Annotated in this window: 19 protein-coding genes; 6 read left to right on the forward strand and 13 right to left on the reverse strand. The window is 71.5% G+C overall.

Annotated features, from left to right (window positions below):
* Position 1 precedes the first annotated feature (1 nt).
* The 3 genes from ACIRF8_RS09735 to ACIRF8_RS09745 form a co-directional block, all read right to left on the reverse strand.
* On the reverse strand, positions 2–712 hold the full coding sequence (locus ACIRF8_RS09735; protein WP_404212781.1) for a hypothetical protein: 711 nt from the start codon (positions 710–712) through the stop codon (positions 2–4).
* Positions 705–1235: a SigE family RNA polymerase sigma factor gene (locus tag ACIRF8_RS09740; protein ID WP_404212783.1), complete on the reverse strand. Its 531-nt coding sequence runs from the start codon at positions 1233–1235 to the stop codon at positions 705–707. The genes ACIRF8_RS09735 and ACIRF8_RS09740 overlap by 8 nt, the downstream gene beginning before the upstream one ends.
* A gap of 187 nt (positions 1236–1422) precedes the next feature.
* Complete coding sequence (locus tag ACIRF8_RS09745) at positions 1423–1623, reverse strand: CGNR zinc finger domain-containing protein (protein ID WP_404212785.1); 201 nt, start codon at positions 1621–1623, stop codon at positions 1423–1425.
* A 135-nt stretch (positions 1624–1758) separates the two neighbouring features.
* On the opposite strand from ACIRF8_RS09745, the gene ACIRF8_RS09750 reads away from it, so the two are divergent.
* From ACIRF8_RS09750 to ACIRF8_RS09765, 4 genes are all read left to right on the forward strand, one after another.
* Positions 1759–2133 (forward strand): LysE family transporter, encoded by a 375-nt coding sequence (locus ACIRF8_RS09750; protein ID WP_404212787.1) that lies wholly within the window; start codon positions 1759–1761, stop codon positions 2131–2133.
* A 49-nt stretch (positions 2134–2182) separates the two neighbouring features.
* On the forward strand, positions 2183–3487 hold the full coding sequence (locus ACIRF8_RS09755) for a hypothetical protein (protein ID WP_404212789.1): 1305 nt from the start codon (positions 2183–2185) through the stop codon (positions 3485–3487).
* Between the two features lie 251 nt (positions 3488–3738).
* Positions 3739–5187, forward strand: coding sequence for a protein kinase (locus ACIRF8_RS09760; protein WP_404212791.1), 1449 nt, complete (start codon positions 3739–3741; stop codon positions 5185–5187).
* 107 nt (positions 5188–5294) lie between these two features.
* Positions 5295–6404: an SMI1/KNR4 family protein gene (locus tag ACIRF8_RS09765; RefSeq protein ID WP_404212793.1), complete on the forward strand. Its 1110-nt coding sequence runs from the start codon at positions 5295–5297 to the stop codon at positions 6402–6404.
* Positions 6405–6464: 60 nt separating this feature from the next.
* On the opposite strand, the gene ACIRF8_RS09770 is transcribed toward ACIRF8_RS09765, so the two are convergent.
* The 3 genes from ACIRF8_RS09770 to ACIRF8_RS09780 form a co-directional block, all read right to left on the reverse strand.
* A complete protein-coding gene (locus tag ACIRF8_RS09770; RefSeq protein WP_404212795.1) occupies positions 6465–7532 on the reverse strand; it encodes a hypothetical protein in 1068 nt (355 codons plus the stop codon).
* The gene (locus ACIRF8_RS09775; protein WP_404212797.1) at positions 7532–9169 is read right to left on the reverse strand and encodes a M48 family metallopeptidase; all 1638 of its coding nucleotides are present in this window, start codon (positions 9167–9169) and stop codon (positions 7532–7534) included. The genes ACIRF8_RS09770 and ACIRF8_RS09775 overlap by 1 nt, the downstream gene beginning before the upstream one ends.
* Positions 9170–9399: 230 nt before the next feature.
* Positions 9400–9744, reverse strand: a complete 345-nt coding sequence (locus ACIRF8_RS09780) for a winged helix-turn-helix transcriptional regulator (RefSeq protein WP_404212798.1) — start codon at positions 9742–9744, stop codon at positions 9400–9402.
* A gap of 68 nt (positions 9745–9812) precedes the next feature.
* Here ACIRF8_RS09780 and ACIRF8_RS09785 point away from each other — a divergent pair, with 68 nt between their 5' ends.
* Positions 9813–10373, forward strand: a complete 561-nt coding sequence (locus tag ACIRF8_RS09785) for a carboxymuconolactone decarboxylase family protein (RefSeq protein WP_404212800.1) — start codon at positions 9813–9815, stop codon at positions 10371–10373.
* Positions 10374–10504: 131 nt separating this feature from the next.
* Here the strand turns inward: ACIRF8_RS09785 and ACIRF8_RS09790 are convergent, their stop codons facing one another.
* The 7 genes from ACIRF8_RS09790 to ACIRF8_RS09820 form a co-directional block, all read right to left on the reverse strand.
* On the reverse strand, positions 10505–11173 hold the full coding sequence (locus ACIRF8_RS09790; protein ID WP_404212802.1) for a DUF4232 domain-containing protein: 669 nt from the start codon (positions 11171–11173) through the stop codon (positions 10505–10507).
* A 206-nt stretch (positions 11174–11379) separates the two neighbouring features.
* Positions 11380–12138, reverse strand: coding sequence for an ABC transporter ATP-binding protein (locus ACIRF8_RS09795; RefSeq protein ID WP_404212804.1), 759 nt, complete (start codon positions 12136–12138; stop codon positions 11380–11382).
* Between the two features lie 10 nt (positions 12139–12148).
* Positions 12149–13783 carry a benzoylformate decarboxylase gene (gene mdlC, locus ACIRF8_RS09800; RefSeq protein WP_404212806.1) on the reverse strand — a complete coding sequence of 545 codons (1635 nt, stop codon included), beginning with the start codon at positions 13781–13783 and terminating at the stop codon, positions 12149–12151.
* Positions 13780–14589: an ABC transporter permease gene (locus tag ACIRF8_RS09805; RefSeq protein ID WP_404212808.1), complete on the reverse strand. Its 810-nt coding sequence runs from the start codon at positions 14587–14589 to the stop codon at positions 13780–13782. The genes mdlC and ACIRF8_RS09805 overlap by 4 nt, the downstream gene beginning before the upstream one ends.
* Positions 14586–15371 carry an ABC transporter permease gene (locus ACIRF8_RS09810; RefSeq protein ID WP_404212810.1) on the reverse strand — a complete coding sequence of 262 codons (786 nt, stop codon included), beginning with the start codon at positions 15369–15371 and terminating at the stop codon, positions 14586–14588. Before ACIRF8_RS09810 ends, ACIRF8_RS09805 begins: the two co-directional genes overlap by 4 nt.
* Complete coding sequence (locus ACIRF8_RS09815) at positions 15368–16339, reverse strand: ABC transporter substrate-binding protein (RefSeq protein WP_404212812.1); 972 nt, start codon at positions 16337–16339, stop codon at positions 15368–15370. The genes ACIRF8_RS09810 and ACIRF8_RS09815 overlap by 4 nt, the downstream gene beginning before the upstream one ends.
* Positions 16340–16516: 177 nt before the next feature.
* Positions 16517–17350: a helix-turn-helix transcriptional regulator gene (locus tag ACIRF8_RS09820; protein ID WP_404212814.1), complete on the reverse strand. Its 834-nt coding sequence runs from the start codon at positions 17348–17350 to the stop codon at positions 16517–16519.
* A 116-nt stretch (positions 17351–17466) separates the two neighbouring features.
* On the opposite strand from ACIRF8_RS09820, the gene ACIRF8_RS09825 reads away from it, so the two are divergent.
* Entirely contained in the window at positions 17467–18534 is a 1068-nt protein-coding gene (locus ACIRF8_RS09825; protein WP_404212815.1) for an aldo/keto reductase, read from the forward strand.
* The last annotated feature ends 7 nt before the right edge of the window (positions 18535–18541 follow it).

Consider the following 18541-nt stretch of genomic DNA (forward strand, 5'->3'; position numbering starts at 1 on the left):
GTCAGCGTGCGCCCGTCCGCATCTGGACCACGCGGATCCAGCGGTCCCCCTGTTCGAGGGTGACCCGCACGTCGTGGCCGCTGCGGTCCTCGCCCACGTAGATTTCGGGCTGCCCCGTGCCCTGGCGGTGGAGGGCGCAGGCCGCTATGGCCGTACGTAGCTTCCCCAGTTCGTAGGCGCGGCCCGCGTCGCGTGTGTACTCCCGCTGTGTCTCGCTCGCCACCGCGCCCGCGCTGCCGGTGTAGTGGACCGATGTGTTCCAGGAGTCGTAGCCGGCGGCCTCGTCCCCGGTGGAGGCGTCCTCCCACTCCTCGTTGTCCAGTCCGGTCGCCCCGCACGCGGCCTGCGCCAGCGGCCACTGGCTCTCCGGGAGATCTCCGTGCGTGTTTCGCCAGTGCCATGTCTTGTACGCGGGCATCAGCTTGGCCGAGCCCACCGAATTGACGCCGTGTTTCTTGTACGGGGTGTCGGCCGGGAAACCGTCCGGGTCCGACAGTGTCGGGGAAGCCGTCACCGCGGGCCGACGCGCCGGACGCGCGTCGCCCTGACCGAGGTCGGGCCAGGCGGTCCAGGCCAGGCCTACCGCCGCGACGGCGGCGAGTCCCACGGTGAGACGGCGCCGGGCAGTGCGCCGCGTGGCCCGGGCACGCACGGTGGCCGCGTCCGGAAGTCGTACGGTGATGTCGTCGAGGAGTTCGTCGACCTCAGGCATGATGGGGGGCCTCCTTCGCGCTCGGCGGGGTGATGTCCGACAGTTCGGCGCCGAGGATTTTGCGGGCGCGGCTCAGTCGGGTGCGGACGGCTCCGCTGGAGGCGCCGGTCTCGTGCGCCACCTGTTCCACGGGCAGGTCGAGCAGGTGATGCAACACGACCACCTGCCGCTGCTGCGGGTTGAGCCGGCGTAACGCGTCGACCAGCGCGACCCGGTCCGGCGTCAGGCCGGGCAACGCGTCCCGCGGGCCGTGGCGGCGATGGGCCGACAGCCGGTTGCGGCCCCGGCGCCAGGAACTCACCGCCTGACGCACCGCGACCGTACGTACCCACGGCAGCGGATCTCCCTCGCGCACCAGCCTCCCCCAGCGCTGCCACGCCCTGATGTAGGCCTCCTGGACCGCGTCCTCGGCCTCCCCCAGGTCACCTGTCATCGCGTACACCGTCGCGACCAGCCGTCTGGCGGTAGCGGCGTAGAAGACATCGAACCCCTCCGCCCCCGGCTCAGGGCCGTCTTCGTTCATGAATCCCCCCGCGTCATCCGGTCCCCCGTCCATCTGTCTCAGCAACAACACGCACGACGAGGCGGTCACGTTACAGAGACGTTCGCGGTTTTTTCCGTACTGCCCTCCTCGCCTGGAGCATCGCGGGAGCCTCTGCGGCGGGCGCGAGAAGCCGCTCGGGGGTGGTGAACTGGACGCGGCAGCGCGCTCACTCGGCGGTGGTGGCCGCTTTCCGGCTACGGAAGGCGGCCACCCGCGCGCGATTCTGGCAGGTGACCGAGCAGAAGCGGCTCCTGCCACCGGGCGACTGGTCGACGTAGACATCGGCACAGCGTCCGCCCGTGCACACGCCGATTCGGGCGAAGCCCTGCTCGCCCAGGTACTGCCGGAGGGCGACCGCCGCCGCCACGAGTCAGCGGTCGGCGCTGTCAACGGCCCAGACGGCGTCGAGCCGATCGTCGTCCACGGCGTCGAGGACCGGCCGGATTCCGGAGGCGGACAGCAGCCGAGTCAGCCGCCGGGCGCAGTTGTCGGACGACTCGCCGTGACCACCCTGCGCTCGGCGACCGAGGCCCCGGCCGCGTCACCGGCACCGCCGCCCGAGCGTGAGATTCCGCGCCGCGCGGCCGTCACCAACCTGCTCAACCCGAAGACGATCCTCTTCTTCGCCGCGTTCCTCCCCCGGTTCACCAGCCGGGACCGCGGACCGTTGTGGCTGCAACTCCTCACCCTGGGGCTGGTCTTCCTCGCCGTGGGTCTCCTCTGGGACAGCATGCTCGGGCTGTGCGCCGGGCACGACATACCCGGCGACCCGGCCCCCGCGCGAGGACCGGCCGCGAAGATGTGCGCCGCCGCTACAACCCTCCACCGCACAAGATCGTCTGACTGTCGAGGAGTTGGGGAGGGCCCGGCTCCCTGACACGACTGGGGATGCAATGCACCACGTTTCCGTCGGGCGTGCGCTGAGGTTGAGCGCATGCGGCACCGCGCTCGCAGGCCTGATCGTCATCGGTCTGGGCGCCGGGACCGCTTCGGCCTCCGACACGCTGTGGATCCAGTCGCCGTCCGAGCTGAACGTGCCGCTCGGGACCGACGGCGGCCAGGCCCCGGCCCGCTCGCTCGACCTGGGGCTCTACCACGACAACAGCAACGTGTCGGTCACCGCCGGACGACTGACCGTCGACGTCACCGGGCTGAGCGGCGTGGCCGACATCGTCTGGCCCGCGAACTGCTCCCCCGACGGCACCATCGCCGTATGCACGGTCGACGGCAGGATACCGACGAGCAACGTCGACGCGGTGCACCTCGGCATCCGCGCCGCCGCCGGGGCACAGAAGGGCGCACAGGGCACCATCGCCTACAAGGCGACGGCCACCACCCCGTCCGGCACGATCAAGTCGCCCGACGGCTCCACCACCACCGTCACCGTCGAATCGGGCCCGGACCTCACCCTCGACGACCCCGGCAAGATCGCGGGCGCCCGGCCGGGCTCCACCCTGACATGGCCGCTCACCGTCACCAACGAGGGCAACGAGACCGCCCACGGCTACACGCTGCGCATGAGCGCCTCCTACGGCCTCGGCTTCGCCACCTCCTACGCCCAGTGCTCCTACCGCACGGAAGGAGGCGACGCGTACGCGCCGATGACCTACGCCACCTGTGCCTTCGAGGACGACATCGCCCCCGGCGCACACGTCGAGCTGCCCGAACCGCTGCGCGTCGCCGTCAACGACCGTGCGCTGTACGAGCGCCTCGACCTCAGCGTCGAACCGGCCGATGAGGCGACCGACATCGACAGCGCCGACAACTACGTGGCGCAGGAGATACTCGCCGACAACACCGCCGACTTCGCGGTCCACGGCGCCGACGTCACGGGCGGCGCGGGGCAGACGGTCACGGCCGAGGTCGGGTTCGAGAACACCGGCCCGGCCTGGTTCGGGAACCTGGGCTCGGGGGACCCCGCCGCGGTCGTCGAGTTCCGGACGCCGCAGGGCACGACCGTCACCGACGCCCCCTCGGAATGCGTTCCGCGCACACTGACCGGCGGTTACTACCCCAGCCGCGTCGGTGCCCCGCGCTACGACTGCGAGCTTCCGTACTGGGTGGCGGAGGACACCGAGCGCGCCTTCCCGTTCCACCTGCGCGTCGACACCGTGGTGGAGAACGCCGCCGGGCCGGTCGTGGTGCGCCCGGTTTTCGGCGCGTTCGACTTCGACCCGGACACGACCGACAACACTGCGAAGGTCGTGGTGAACGCCGCGCCGTCCGCCTGACCTTGTTCTCGTGACGGCGTTCTCGTGACGGCGTTCTCGTGACGGCGTTCTCGTGACGGCTCTCGGGTGGCTGGAACGCGACAGGTCGGGCCCGCGCCGAACGTAAGGTCCATCGCTCGTTCGAAGTCGTGGCCCGGCCCCTGCGTGAGCCGATCCCCCCGGGATGCCCGTACGAGGACGCCGACGCGTCGGCGTGGTCGGTGCCCGCCGGGGTACGCGCAGTGCATCGCCGTGCTTGGAGGAGGCTGTTGATGCAGACAGGACCTAGCGACAGGGACGCAGCCGCGCCCGCGCGGGAGCCCTTCCTGGGCGGCGGCCGGTACCGCATCCAGAACCGGCTGGGCTCGGGGGGAACGGCCGACGTGTTCGCCGCTGTCGACACGGTCCTGGGCCGCGAGGTGGCGGTGAAGGTCTTCCGTCCCACCGCGGGCACGGTCACCGCGAACCGCTTCTGCGCCGAGGCGCTGACGCTGGCCCGCCTCTCCCACCCGGCCCTCGTCACCGTCTACGACGCGGGTCGGCACGGCGACGACGCCTTTATGGTGACCGAGTTGGTGCGCGGCACGACGTTACGGGATCGCCTCACCGTCGGTCCCCTGACCACCGCACAGGCCGTCCGCCTGGGTACGGCCCTGACCTCGGCCCTTGATCATGTGCACGGCTGCGGCATCATCCACCGCGACATCAAGCCGTCCAACATCCTCCTGGACGAGCTCGGCGCGCCCCGCCTGGCGGATTTCGGGCTCTCCCGCTCCATCGGTGACCGCACCCACAGCGAACCGGGCACCCTCGTCGGCTCCTTGGCGTACATGGCTCCCGAGCAGTTGCTCGGCGGCGGGGCGAGCAAGGCCAGCGACGTCTACGCCCTGGGCCTGGTCCTCCTCGAAGCCCTCACCGGCGATGCCTCACGCCGCACCACACCCCTCGAAGAGGGCATCGGCCACCTGCTGCAAGCCCCTCGCATCCCGGACCGGATACCCGCCGAACTGGCCCGCCTGCTCTCCTTGATCACCGCGCAGGACCCGCAGGATCGCCCCGACACCGCCCGCGTGCTGTGCCTGCTCGAAGAGATCGGGTCCGCCCCCGTTCCGGCCTCGAAGCCGGTGATCCCCGCATCGGGGACCTCCACGACGATGTCCACGACGACAGCCACGCACCGCACCTCCGCTCCCCTGCCGAGCGACCCTGCGTCCGCGTCGGCAGGAACCGAGACGACATCGGCGCGCCCCGCGGAACCGGCTCCCGCCGAGACCGGCAAGCGGGCCCGCCGGGTGTGGCTCCGGCCGGTGACCGTCGCAGCGGCCGGCGCCCTGACGCTCGTCATCACCGGGGCCGTCCTCAACGATGTCGCCTCGCCCCCTGCCGCCGATGCGGGAGACCACCCGCACCCTTCGCTCTCCACACCCGCGAGGACACCCGACCCGTCCCGGCCGGACGCGGCGGACAGCACCTCCAGGATCACGCCGCCCCACACCCCGGCCCGCGACACCGCACCCATCGTCGCCGACGCGCCGCGGACGAGTTCCGGTGACAACGTGGTGCCGACCAGTACCACCACACATGCACACCCCCCGACGACGACCCAGTCGGCCCAGCCGACCCCACAGGAAACGAAGAAGCAGAAGACGAAGAACCCCAAGGCCACCGAGAACAAGAACAACAAGTCGAAGGAACACAAGAACACACACACGACGAAGTGATGCGGGGGCCTGCTCCCCCGGGCCGCCGGATCGGGCAACACGGCTGACGGTCACGGTAGTTGGGCCCCGCCGTGTGTGGAGTCGAGGCGCAGTGCGAACGTAGGGACATGACCACTGACACACCGGCGGATGTGCGCGTCACCCGGGCCTGGAGCCGCATCCTGACATGGCTGGCGGAGTACGCCCCGCCGTCCTACGCGGCCCTCAAGCCCGGCGCCTCCGACGACGAGATCACGGCATTGGAAGCAACCCTCGGCGTGAACGTCCCGGAAGAGTTGAAAGCGTTGTGGCGGCTGTCCGCCGGTGAGGACGGCGTCGCCGGTTCGGGGCTGATGCTGGGCGGCAGGGCCCTGATGCCGCTCGACGCCGTGATCGAGGTCCACCAGAGGCAGATGCGGTTCCAGCAGCAGGACGCCGAGGGGACCATCGAGGACGAGGGCGCCGTGGCGCTGTGGAAGCCGTCCTGGATACCGTTCTGCTCCTTCGCCCCCGAGGACACCCTCTACGGCCTCTACGTGGACGGTGAGACGGGAGAGGTGTGCCGGTGGACCGAGTTCAGGGAGCACCGGAGAGAGTACGAGTCGCTGCCCGCCTACCTGGAACTCATGGCGGTCAGCCTGGAAGCCCCCTTGGCGGCGGCCGGTCCGGAGAAGCCCGGCATGAGGGCCGGCGCCCTGGTGTGGGGACCGCCTGCGCACGAGGAGCGCGGGGACCCGTGGGTGCGTCACCTCGGACAGGCTCCGCCGCGCCGTCCCGCGAAGACTCCCGGCGCGATCCGGGAAGCCCTGCCCGGCGACGACCGTGCGGAGTTCGACGAGCGGCGCGACGCCCTCGACCTCGCCGATCCCGAGGCCGTCGCCGCCTTCCGGGACCAGTGGTGGGAGCGTGCCGTGCAGGCCCAGAAGAAACTGGAGGACGAGGTCGCGTCCGCGCTGGGCGGGAACGTCTTGGTCCACCCCGGCCACCATCTGGCGCCCGAGTACGAGGCCACGCTGCCGCCCGCCGTCCGCCACCGCCCGCCGTCCCTGGACGACATCCGCACCGCCCTGCGCCACGAGAGCGTCCGCACACGCTTCGACCGGGACCTCATGGACGCGGTCCCGCCGCACTACCCGGCGCTGCTGCTGCGGTGGTGGGACATCGCCCGCCTGATGGCCGACCCCCGAGGCGATCGGGCCGTACGCGCTGTCGTCAACGGCCGTCGCACCGCAGACTAGACACTGCCGAGCACTTCCGGGTCGCGCACGTCGGGCAGGCAGGTCCTGCCCGGCGCCGCGTCACCGTGCGGAGGGGCTCCGGTGGGCGACCTGTGCCGCACAGTAGTTGCGCACCCGGGCGTACCGCTCCGCCGGATCCCCGTAGTACGACCAGGGTCTCGTGCCCGCGTACCCGTCCACCGCACGGAACTGCTCCAGTGCCTCCTCGTACCGGTTCTGCCAGTACAGGAAGTGACCGAGCATGTGGCGGGCCGGCGGGACGCGCCGGTCGTGCGGGTCCTTCGCGTGCGCCGCCGCCACGTCCGCGAGCGCCGCGTCCGTCGCCGCGACGATGTGCGGCTGCCGGTAGTACGTGCCCGGGTTCAGCGTCTCGTCCGTGAGCTCGTACTCGAAGTACGCGTCCAGGACGATCGTGGCCAGGAGCTGCCCGGGAACACCCTTCGCCGCTGCGGCCCTGCCGAACTCCTCCGCCGCCTCGTGCGAGCCCCGCCACTTCGCGCACCAGTACTGGAGCGCCGAGCGGTGCGCGCCCACGTGGTACGGGTCCCGCCGCTCCACCTCGGCCCAGATCGCCTCGAACGCCTCGTGGTCGTAGCCGAGTCCCATCGCCAGCGGCAGCTCGGCGATGAACGGGCACGGGTCGTCGCCCGCCGACGCCTGCGCCGCGGTGAACGCCTCGCGGGCCTGCCCGAGAATCCGGTGGAACCCGGCGAACTGTTCCCGGGTCGTGGCCCCCGCGAAGCCGCCGCCGCGGACCTCCCACGCCAGGTCGACCAGCGATCGGGCGTTCACGAGCGCCGCCCCGGGGTCGTCGCGTCGCGCGGTGCGCCAGGCGAGCAGCCAACCGTCGTCCGTGACGGCTTGCGCCGCGAGTGCGTCGGAGCGGCGGTCGCGCTCCGCCCAGTCGCGGCCCGCGTCCTCCAGATACGCGGCCCCCGCCTGCCAGTTCCCCGCCCGTACAGCCTCTTTGACCTGTTCGGACAGTGGGTCGGGGGCCATCGCCGCGCTGCCGTCGATCTCCTCGGCAGGAACCAGCCCGAACTGCTGTGCCGCTGCCGCGAGTTGCTTGTCGCTGAAGGATCCGACGCGGTTGGGGCGCGTGTCGCGCCGGGCACGGAAGAGGCCCATCAGATCGACTCCCTCTCTCGCGTGCCGTCCGCCGCGCCTGCGAGGTGCGGCAACTCCCGCAGCCCGGTGGTGTCCGGCACATCCGCCACCGCCGCGTCCAGGGCCCGGGTCAGTTGTTCCTCGGACGCGTCGTGCAGCCGCAGCAGCGCCGCGTCCGACCAGGACAACTCGAAGTGGGCGCCGCCGCGGGCGATCAGCTCGGTGACCGTCAGATCGCGGAGCAGGTCGTACAGCCGGGGACGGACGAACTCCCTCGCCGCCCGGCCCGTCGCGGCAGCCGCCTGCGCGGACTTGGGCAGCCGGTCCGCGACCTGCCACAGCGCACCGGCGTCGATCGCCGCGAGCACCGAGTCGAACGAGCCGTCCGCGCCGGTCACCTCGCGCACCGCCTGCCGCAGTGGCTGCGTCGCCCCATCGGCGTACGTCGCCATCGACTCGTGCACGAGCTGCGCCCAGTCCCCGGCACGCCGCATCCTGAGCGCCTCCGAGGTGAGCGACGCCTGCTCCAGGGCGGCGAACGCGGCGGCCGGGTCGTCGAGGAGGCCGAGCGCGGGATCCGCCGTGACCGCGGCGCGGCCGTCGTCGGGGAGCTGCTCGATACGGGTCACCCGGTCGGCGACCGGCGGATGCGTGTCGTACGGCGAAAGCTCCTCGTGCGGCAACGCACGGCGCAGCTCGTCCAGTTCGTCCGAGCGCGCCTCCAGAAAGTGGTGCAGGCCGCCGTAGACCTCACCCTGCGGCGGTAGCAGGCCCGCCCTCGCGCCGAGGCTCGCGTAGGACCGCATGTAGAAGCCGAACGCGGTGTCCAGGACGGGGGTCTCACGCAGTGCGGATGCCGTCGCGGCGCGGCCCGCGATCCGCGCGGCGGCCAGGTCTGCGGCGTACTCCTGGCGGCGCATCGTGCCCCGCATGCACCGCACGTAGAACATGCCGTACCAGATGAAGGGTTTGGCGGCGAGGCGGTAACTCAGTCCCGCCGAACCGGTGTGGACCTGCCGCGCCGACTTGCCCTTGGCGACGCGGCGCGCCTCCTTCTGCTCCGCCTTCACCCGCTCGTCGTCGACCTTGGCCGCCGAGCGCAGCATCAGCGTGGAGACGGTACGGGAGATCTGCTCGAAGCCGCGCCGGTTGATCGCGCCGAGCCGGGTGTCGGCGTTGGAGTAGTGGCCGAACTCATGGGCCAGTACGGAGACGAGCTGCGCCTCGTCGAGACCGCTCAGCAGCGGCATGCCGACCAGCAGCACCCGCCGCCCGGTGAACAGGCCGAGCAGCCGCGACTCCTCGTGGACGGCGGCGTTCACGGCGGGCACCAGGTAGATCTCGTCCGGCGCGCGGGTGCCCGTCTGCTCGGCGAGCCGGCGCACGACGGCCCACAGCCGCGGCTCCTGGTGCTCCTCGACCCGCAGCCCGTCGGCCGGCGGCTCGAACCGCGGGCCGCGCACCGCGAACATGCCCTGCATGATCGGCACGCCGACGACCAGGCTGAGGAAGACGACCTTCAGCGCGGCGATACCGTGCCCGCCGTCCGCGACCAGCCACCAGTCGGCGGCGCCCAGGGCGCCGAGCAGCACAAGCCCGACCAGGTAGAAGCCGAGCAACAGCACCAGAGCGCGCACGGCGCGCAGAGCAGAGCCCATCGGGCGGTTCCCCCCACGGGAAAAAGGCCCTCTCAGAAGGCGAGCCGCGAGCGGACAAGCCTCAGGAAGGCAGGGACAGCAACATAGATGTGGGGGGAACGGGAGTATGGCACAGGGTGGTGCGCATCCCTTCATCCGCGGCCCGGCCGGGGCGAGCGGGACGGCTGGTCGCCCCGGCCGGGCCGGACGGGCTCGCTTCGGCTCTCAAGTCGTTGCCGGTCCTAGTTCTCTCATGTCGTTGCCGATCCTGCTTCCTCCGCCCAGCGTCGGCTCCAGGCATCCAGCGGACGTAGCGCCTCGACCAGCTCCTCACCGAGTTGGGTGAGGCGGTAGCCGTCGCCGTCCAGGGCGAGCAGGCGGGCGCCGGTCAGCTCGTCGAGGCGGGTGCTGAGGACGCTGGAGGACATGCGCTCGCATCGTCGCTGCAACTCGCGGAACCCGAGCGGAGTTCGGCTCAGCTCCCACAGGATGCGCAGGGCCCAGCGGCGTCCGAGCAGATCGAGCGCGGCCATCACAGGGCGCCCCGACTCCGACCCCCGTACCGGCACACCCGGCCGTGGTGCTCTGGCTTCCATACCCGCTCCTTGCGCTTCGGTTCTCGAAGCATCATAGTGATTCGGAAATCGAAGCAGGAGGTGCCGCGATGCCACGGATCGAACCGCTCACCCCGCCCTACACCCCCGCTGTCGACCGGGCGCTGCGCCGATGGATGCCACCAGGCGTACCGCACGAGCCACTCGCACTGTTCCGCACCCTGCACCGCCACCCGGAGCTGGCCTCGCGCATGTTCGCTCTGGGCGCCGGGCTGCTCGGCCATGGACTGCTGCCCGCCATCGATCGCGAGGTGGTCATCGCCCGTGTGACCGCGCGCTCCGACTGCCCCTACGAATGGGGCGTGCACGCCGCGACTCTCGCGCCGCAGGCCGGGCTCCGCCCGGAGCACCTCCGGGCGACCACCCGACCCGACGCGACAGCCGACACTCCATGGCCGCCGCACCACACGGCACTTCTGCACGCGGTCGACGAACTCCACGACACGACGCACCTCACGCAGCTCACCTGGGACGCCCTGCGCAGCCATTACGACGAGGCGCAGCTACTCGAACTTCTCGTACTGATCGGCTGGTATCGCACCATCAGCTACGTGGCGAACGGGCTTCTCCTGGACGAGGAGGTCTGGGGCCTCAAGTTCCCGGCGCAGTGACCACATCGGATCAGCAGGCCGGTAGAGGACGAACAGGGCGCAGGCGGCGGCCAGGGCGGTGTTGACGTTCTTCCAGCCGCTGGAGATCCTGCTCCAGGTTCTCTCGCGGAGTGCGACCGGCGGCGGTGGAACTACCTGGTCGTGTGGGTCGGGTAGACCTGCACGTCCGTGTAGGCGCCCTTGATGTCCCCCGCGCCCGCGGGCCACTTCAGGCTCACGGTGTGGGTCTCGTTGGGCGGTGTCACCAGGATGTCGGTCGGGGAGGAGAGGCTCTCGCCGGTCTTGTCGATGGTGTAGGCGAGATCGAAGATCGCGGCGTCACCGGGCTTCAGCGTGGTGACACGCGGCTGGGCGGGACCGCGTTCGATGGGGTTGGAGGTGTGGTCGGCGTCCTTGATGTCGACACCCGCGAAGCCCGTCGCCGAGCAGGTGGTCGAACCCCGGTTCACCATCGTGATGTTGATCCTGCCCGTGGTCTCGTCGGGCGCGGCGTCCACGGCGTCGACGGCCAGATCCTTGGTCTTGCAGAACGTGACCTTGCCGCCGGCCTGGGTCCCGCTGCTCACGGCGCCCCCTGCCCGGGTGTCCTTCGTGGCGGCCGGCTCGGCGTTGTCGGCCTGCGAGCCGCTGGTGGCGTCCGAACTGCCCTGCGGCTTCGCGTCGCCACGGGAGGACGACGAGGACGAGGAGCCCTTGGAGGATGACGAGGGCTTACCGGAGTTGTCAGCGCCACAGGCGGTGAGCGTGAGGCCGGCGGCGACGCCGAGGGCAGCGAGAGCAGTGATGCGGGTGTACTTCACGGTGTTCCCCCAAGGAGTGACGCGGTCCGTGCGGTCAGAGATATTTGTATCCCGCACCGAGTCACAGGCCGTCCTCCGCGACGTCTTCGTTCTGTCACAGGGGACGTCAATGGAGTAAGCGGTACGGGGGGCGGCGCCCGGGCGGCGCGGCTGAGGACGCGGACCGCCTTGCGGCAGTGCACCCGCCGCTCAGCCGCGCGAAGGCGTCACCCCCGCCGCGGCGTGCGTACCGCGCGTCCCACCTTCGCCCGCAGTGTCACGAACTCCGGCAGGGCGCGGGTCGTGATCTGGTCGCGTCTCGGGGGGAGATCGACCGGGAGGTCGAGGGCGATGCGGGAGCCGGGGCCGGGCGAGAGGACGACCACGCGGTCGCCGACGTAGACGCTCTCGTCGATGTCATGCGTGACGAACACGATCGTGGTGCCGTCGTCGCGGTGGACGTCCAGGAGGAGGTCCTCCAGGTCTTCGCGTGCCTGGGCGTCGAGCGAGCCGAAGGGCTCGTCCATGAGCAGCAGTGAGGGGCGGACGACCAGGGCGCGCGCGATGGCGACCCGCTGCTGCATGCCGCCGGAGAGCTGCCAGGGGTGGTGGCGCGCCGAGCCGTTCAGGCCGACGCGGGCCAGGATGTGTTCGGCCCGCTCGTGCCGCTCTGCCCGGCGCGGTCCCTGGCGGCGCAGTGGCAGCGCCACGTTGTCGCGGACGGTGAGCCAGGGCAGCAGGGAGCGGCCGTAGTCCTGGAAGACGACCGCGAGTCGCTCGGGGACACCGGTGACCGGTGTGCCGTCGACGGCGACGGTGCCCTCGCGTGCGGGCAGCAGTCCGGCGATCGTGCGCAGCAGCGTCGACTTGCCGCAGCCCGACGGCCCTACGACGCAGAGGAGTTGGCCGTCCGGCACGGTCAGGGACACCTTGTGCAGGACGTGGTGCTCGCCGTAGGACTGGCTGACGGAGTCGAGTCGGAGCATGCGGGGGGCCTCACTCGGCCCAGGGTTCGTACAGCACGCCCTCGGTGCCGGTGACGCGCAGGTGCAGCAGGTGGGGGCCGTCGTCGTCGCCGAGCCGGGTCACCGCGCGGTCGAGTGCCTCGCCGAGTCCGTCCGGCCGGTCGGCGTAGTCGGCGGCGCAGCCGAACGCCGAGGCGAGTGGGGCGAACTCGATGCCACCGATGTCCGTGCCGGGCACCGGGGTGATGCCGATCCGGCGTCCCAGGGCGCTCACCGCCCCGTAGCCGCCGTTGTCGAGGATCACGAAGGTGACGGGTGCCCGGTGCCGGGCCGCCGTCCACAGTGCCTGGACCGAGTAGAGCGCCGATCCGTCGCCCAGCACGCAGACGACCCGCCGCCGGTCGGCGAGGGCGCGGCCGACGGCCAGCGGCAGGCCCCAGCCGAGCGCGCCGCTGCCCGTCGTGAGGAACCCGCCCGGCAGATCCACCGGCACGCGCGCGTGCAGGGCGTCCCGGTGGCTGGGTGCCTCCTCGACGATCACCCGGTCGCGCGGGAGCCGTTGCCGCAATTGGTCCAGCACCAGTTCGGCAGTGAGATGCGTGAGGTGTGGGGGGTGTGGGTCGTCGGCGTCCGTGTCGAGCGGGGTCGGTGGGGTGCGCGGCGGTGGCGGTTCGCGGTTCGACTCCCCCACCAGTGCCAGGAGTCGGGTCAGGGCGGGGCGCAGGGTGGTGACCAGGCTGGTGCCGGTGGGGAGCCATGCCGCCTGGGCGGGGTCGCAGTCCAGGTGGAAGAGGTTGGTGCCCGGTGCCAGTGGCGGGCTGTCGTCCGCCACGTGGTAGGTGAACAGCGGCGTTCCGAGCGCGACCACCACGTCGTACGGCTCAAGGCGCGCGGCCAGCCGGCCCGCGACCGGCGGCAGGAACCCCTGGAACAGCGGGTGGGACTCGGGGAAACCGGAGCGGCCGGACAGCGGGCTGATCCACACCCCGGCACGGATCCGTTCGGCCAGGGCGCGTGTCTCGGGCAGCGCGGCCTCGTCCTCCACTCCCGGGCCGACCACCAGCGCGGGCCGCTCACACGTGTCGAGGCGGGCGGCGAGCGCGACCAGGGCGTCCGGGTCGGCGGTGAACCCGCTGTGCACCGTCCGGGGTTCGACCCACTGTGCCGGCTCGTCCCAGTCGTCCTCGGGCACGGAGACGAACACCGGCCCGCGCGGATGTGTCATGGCGACGCGGTGCGCTTCGGCGAGGACGGCCGGTACGTCGGCGGCGCGTTCGGGCTGCCGGGAGAACTTGACGTAGGGGCGCGGGAACTGGGCGGGTTCGTCGGCGCCGAGGAACGGGCGCAACTGGATCAGGGAGCGTGCCTGCTGTCCGGCGACGATCACCAGCGGCACCCGGTCGCGGTACGCGTTGAAGACGGCGCCCAGCGCGTGCCCGACGCCGCCCGCCGAGTGCAGGGCGGCGAAGGCGGCGCGGCCCGTGCCCAGGGCGTGGCCCGCGGCCATGGCCACCACCGTGGACTCCTGGAGCCCGAGGACGTACGTGAAGTCGTCGGGCCAGTCGCGGAGCATGCGCAGCTCCGTGGAGCCCGGGTTGCCGAAGACGGTGGTCATGCCGGTGTCGCGCAGCAGCCGGACGACCGCCTCCCGGACCGTTGTCGTCATGCCGTCCTCCCTGGGACCAGCAGGCGCCTCTCGAGGGCCAGCAGACCGGTGTTGAGCAGGTATCCGAGGATGCCGAGCAGGGCCAGTGCCGCCCACACGGTGAGCAGGTCCGACCGGGACTGGGCGTCGGTGAGGGTGAAGCCGATGCCGTTCTCGGTGCCCGGCAGCAGCTCGGAGAAGACCATGAGGATCAGGGCGAGCGACAGGCTGAGCCGCAGCCCCGCGAAGATGCGGGGCAGCGCCGACGGGACGATCACGTAGCGGAGCCGTTCGGCCCGGGTGAGCCGCAGCACGGCGGCGACCTCCAGACGCAGCGGATCGGTGTTGCGGACACCCGCCGCGGTGTTGACGAGTACCGGCCACACGGCGCTGAACACGATCGAGGCGATCTGCATCGGCGTGCCGAAGTCGAGGACCACGACGAACACGGGGACGAGGGCGGGCGGCGGGACGGCCCGCGCGAACTGCAACACCGGATCGCACAGCGCGTACACGCGACGGGAGCGGCCGATCGACACCCCGAGCACGATCCCGGCGACGGCGGCGAGCAGGAACCCGGCCGTCATCCGCCACAGGCTCGGGGCGATGGTGTCGAGTGCGGCGTCGGTGAGGAACAGGTGACCGACCGGGCCGCCGAACCAGAGGTCGTAGGCATGGCGCCCGATCCGCGACGGCGGCGGGAAGAAGACGCTCCCGTGTGTGCGGGCCGCCAGCTCCCAGGCGCCCACGGCGGCGAGGAGGACCGGCCGGCGCAGCAGGGCGCCGAGCGCGGGTCGTGGGGCCTTGGTCGTCGTCGGCGCGCTCACCCGCGCGCCCCGCGTCGTTCGGGCGTCCAGGGGAACAACCGCCGTTCGCACCGGACCAGTACACCGTTCATGACGAGGCCGAGCAGCCCTGCCCACACCACACCGGCGAGCACGTCCCGGGCGCCGTCGGTGGCCAGTTGCGCCTGGGCGATGAAGATGCCGAGGCCCTCGCCGAATCCGGACAGCAGTTCCGTGGCCACGGCCACGATGAGCGCGACGGCCGCCGAGATCCGGACGCCGGCCGCGACGAAGGGCGCGGCGCCGACCAGTTCGACGCGCAGCAGCACCTCGATCCGGCCGAAACCGAAGGCCCGCAGCGTGTCCTTGGCCAGCGGGTCGCTCTCGCCGAGCCCGTACACCGTGTTGAACAGGATCGGCCATACCGAGGCATATGTGACGAGCGCGACCTCGGTCTCGGTTCCGGAACCGAGCAGCAGCGACACCAGCGGGATCAGTGCCACGGAGGGCATCGGCCGCAGGAACTCCACGATCGCGCGCGTCGCGGCGTCCACGACGGGCACGCTCCCGAGCAGCAGGCCGGTCGGTACGGCGATCGCGCACGCGAGGGCGAGGCCCAGTGCCCAGGCACGCAGCGTCGCGCCGACACCGTCGAGGAACGCGGAGTCACCCGCCAGTTCGACGGCGCGCCTCAGGACCTCGGACACGGGCGGCAGGTAGGTGCGCCGCACGATGCCCGCCCGCGGCACCACCTCGCACACGCCGAGGGCCAGCAGGACGCCGAGGGCGCCGAGCCCGATGTCCCGACGGCTGCGCCGGCTCACTTCACCAGCAGCGTGGACGGGTCGACGGCCTTCTTCGACAGGCCCTGGTCCCGCATGAGTCGGACAAGGCGGCTGAACTGGGCCGGGTCCGCCGTGGAGGGGTACGCGGGGAGCCCGAGCGACGTGGCCTGCGCGGCGGTGACCTTGGTGTACTTCGGCAGCTCTGTGCGGACGGCCGAGGGATTGCGGGCCGCGATCTTCGAGGCGGCCTCGATCGCCCGCCGGAACTTGGCGGCGGTCCCCGGGTTCTTCTTCGCGTACCGCGCGGTGGTGACGTATCCGCTGATGGGCAGCGCCTCGACGGGGCTCGCGCCGCCGTCGAGGACGATCCGTGCTTCGAGGTCGCTCCGGATCGCGCTGTCGAACGGCTCGACCGCGTGCACCGCGTCGACCTGGCCGCGCTCCAGTGCGGGCCCCATCTGCGGGAACGCGATCTGCCGGTATGTGGGCCGACCCGCCCCCCGCTCGTCGAGGATCGCGTTGAGGGTCAGCGTCTGGATGTTGTTGAGAAGGTTGACCGCGACCGTCTTGCCCTTGAGGTCGGCGGGGCTCTTGACGGCGGAGTCCTTCGGCACCAGAACGTCCATCATGTGCGGCGCGGTCCGCACACCCTCCGCGAGGATACGTACGTCGAGAGTGCCCTTCTCGTGGGCCTGGAGGAACGTCACGTAGTTGGCGCCCGCGATGACGTCGACCTGGCCCTTGGTCAGCGCCGGCAGCGCCTGGAGGCTCTGCTGGACGGGTCGGATGCCGACCTCCAGCCCTTCCTTCTCGAACAGGCCGCGGTCGCGCGCGATGTACAGGGCCGCCGTGTCCGTCAACGGGAGTGCCGCGACCGTGACATGGTTCTGTTGCCCGCCGCCCGAGTCTTGTGACTCGCCGTCCCCGCACGCCGCGACCAGGAGCATGAGTGCGGCGGCGGCCACGGCGGCCTCACGCGTTCTCGTCCCTACCTGACGTAACGTCACGAAGCCTGCCTATCAGGTGGATGACGGTGATCGCCACAACCCACCGCATACTTGGCCGGTCCTCGCAGAAATTGGTGAGTTCCGTCGTGCCACCCTCGGCCGGTCCTCTGCGGCCGGTCCCCGGAACAGGCCTGCCGGCCCGCCCGGTGAAGCGCCGCAACGGGCATCCTCCCCCTCTCACCGCGCGTGCAGCGCGTCCATCGCGGACTGGCTCTCCTCGTCGGCGGCGCGGTAGATCACCAGCATCTGGTCCGGGTCCTGAAGGGGCGTGAGCGTCTCGAACTCCACAGTGATCGTCCCGGCGTCGGGGTGGCGCAGCGTCTTGCGTCCGCGGCCGTTGACCTTGACGTCCCGCTCGGCCCACCGCCGCGCGAACTCCTCGTCCCGGTCGAGGCATGCGGTGATGAGGTCGGTCAACGCCTGGTCCTCCGGGTGCGCGGCCCAGGCCGCGCGCAAGTGCGCGACCCCTTCCCGCACGACGCGTTCGCGGTCGACGTACCTCTCACGTGTCCGGGGATGCATCAGGCACAGCCACATCGCGTTGCGCTGCGGCGGAGGCAGGGTGGCGAAGTCCAGGAGCAGGCTCGCCATGTCGTCGTTCCAGGCCAGGATGTCGTAGCGGTGGTTCATCAGCATGGCCGGCAGCGGCGCGAGGTCGGCGACCAGTCGGGCCAGCGACGGCGCGGCGGTGGTGGCGGGCTTGTCGGCGCCACGGGGACGCTGCTGGGCGAGGCCGTAGAGGTAGGCGCGTTCGTCGGGGGCCAGACGCAGCGCCCGGGCCAGCGCCTCCACCACGTCCGCCGAGGGCCGCAGCCCACGGGCCTGCTCCAGCCGCACGACGTAGTCGACGCTGATCCCGGCCAGTTGGGCCACCTCTTCGCGGCGCAGGCCGGGAGTCCGCCGGGCCTGCCGACTCGACGGCAGGCCGACGTCCCGCGGGTCCAGGCGTTCCCGCCGGGTCCGTAGGAACGCGGCCAGTTCCTGGGTCACGTCCACGGTGCTGCTGATCATGGTTGGTCCAACAGCCGGGGTAGGACCGGTGTTCCCAGGATTTTCCTTCCCTTACCCCCGGCCCCGGGTGGTCGCAGGCTGGTGTCCGACGACGATCGCGAACACAGGAGGTCACGATGGCGCTCACCCTCGACACCTACCGGCTGCTGGGCCGCTCAGGGCTACGGGTCTCACCGCTGGCCCTGGGCACGGCGACCTTCGGCACCGAGTGGGGCTGGGGCGCCGGACAGGACGACGCGCGCAAGCTGTTCGACACCTACGTCGAGCGCGGCGGCAACTTCATCGACACCGCCAACACCTACACCGACGGCAGCTCCGAGCGCATGCTGGGCACATTCGTCCGGGACCGCCGCGAGAGCCTGGTGCTGGCCACGAAGTACACGACGCTGCGCCGCCCCGGCGACCCGAACTCGGGCGGCGCGCACCGCAAGAGCCTGTTCGCGTCGGTGGAGGCCAGCCTGCGGCGGCTGAACACGGACTACGTCGATCTGCTCTTCCTGCACGTGTGGGACGCCACGACGCCGGTCGAGGAGATCCTGCGCGGCCTGGACGATCTGGTGCGGCAGGGCAAGGTCCTGTACGTGGCGATGTCCAATGCCCCGGCCTGGGAGATCTCGCGCATGCAGGCCATCGCCGACCTGCGCGGCTGGTCACCGCTGGTCGCGTTGCAGATCGAGTACAGCCTGATCAACCGGGCCGGGGAACGCGACCTGATCCCGATGGCGCGGGCCATGGGGCTGGGCGTGACACCGTACTCACCGCTGGGCGGCGGCGTGTTGTCCGGCAAGTACAGCCGCGCCGACCTGACCGCGACGAGCACCGGTACCGGCGACAGCGACCGCAAGAGCTTCAACGCAGGCCTGGGCATGGTCACCGAACGCACCCTCGCCATCGCCGACACCGTGCGGCAGGTCGCCGGGGAACTGGACCGCACCCCCGCCCAGGTCGCCCTGGCCTGGACCCTGCGGAACCCGGGCGTGACGGCACCCGTCATCGGCGCCCGCACCCCCGAGCAGTTGGTGGGCAACCTGGGCGCCCTGGACATCGACTTCACCGCCGATCAGTTGGCCCTCCTCGACAGCGTCAGCACACTCGACCTCGGTTACCCGCACGACATGCTCGCCAGTGACCACATCCGCACCGTGGTCCACGGCGACTTGAAGATCGAGAGCCGCCGTGGGTGATCGCTGG

This window comes from Streptomyces sp. NPDC102406 (genome assembly GCF_044765725.1).
GTDB lineage: Bacteria > Actinomycetota > Actinomycetes > Streptomycetales > Streptomycetaceae > Streptomyces.

Bases quoted from the DNA above. Each gene is read 5' to 3' on its own strand.
- ACIRF8_RS09735 (WP_404212781.1), bottom strand. From the start codon at position 712: ATGCCTGAGGTCGACGAACTCCTCGACGACATCACCGTACGACTTCCG.
- ACIRF8_RS09740 (WP_404212783.1), bottom strand. From the start codon at position 1,235: ATGAACGAAGACGGCCCTGAGCCGGGGGCGGAGGGGTTCGATGTCTTC.
- ACIRF8_RS09760 (WP_404212791.1), top strand. From the start codon at position 3,739: ATGCAGACAGGACCTAGCGACAGGGACGCAGCCGCGCCCGCGCGGGAG.
- ACIRF8_RS09765 (WP_404212793.1), top strand. From the start codon at position 5,295: ATGACCACTGACACACCGGCGGATGTGCGCGTCACCCGGGCCTGGAGC.
- ACIRF8_RS09770 (WP_404212795.1), bottom strand. From the start codon at position 7,532: ATGGGCCTCTTCCGTGCCCGGCGCGACACGCGCCCCAACCGCGTCGGA.
- ACIRF8_RS09775 (WP_404212797.1), bottom strand. From the start codon at position 9,169: ATGGGCTCTGCTCTGCGCGCCGTGCGCGCTCTGGTGCTGTTGCTCGGC.
- ACIRF8_RS09780 (WP_404212798.1), bottom strand. From the start codon at position 9,744: ATGGAAGCCAGAGCACCACGGCCGGGTGTGCCGGTACGGGGGTCGGAG.
- ACIRF8_RS09785 (WP_404212800.1), top strand. From the start codon at position 9,813: ATGCCACGGATCGAACCGCTCACCCCGCCCTACACCCCCGCTGTCGAC.
- ACIRF8_RS09795 (WP_404212804.1), bottom strand. From the start codon at position 12,138: ATGCTCCGACTCGACTCCGTCAGCCAGTCCTACGGCGAGCACCACGTC.
- mdlC (WP_404212806.1), bottom strand. From the start codon at position 13,783: ATGACGACAACGGTCCGGGAGGCGGTCGTCCGGCTGCTGCGCGACACC.
- ACIRF8_RS09820 (WP_404212814.1), bottom strand. From the start codon at position 17,350: ATGATCAGCAGCACCGTGGACGTGACCCAGGAACTGGCCGCGTTCCTA.
- ACIRF8_RS09825 (WP_404212815.1), top strand. From the start codon at position 17,467: ATGGCGCTCACCCTCGACACCTACCGGCTGCTGGGCCGCTCAGGGCTA.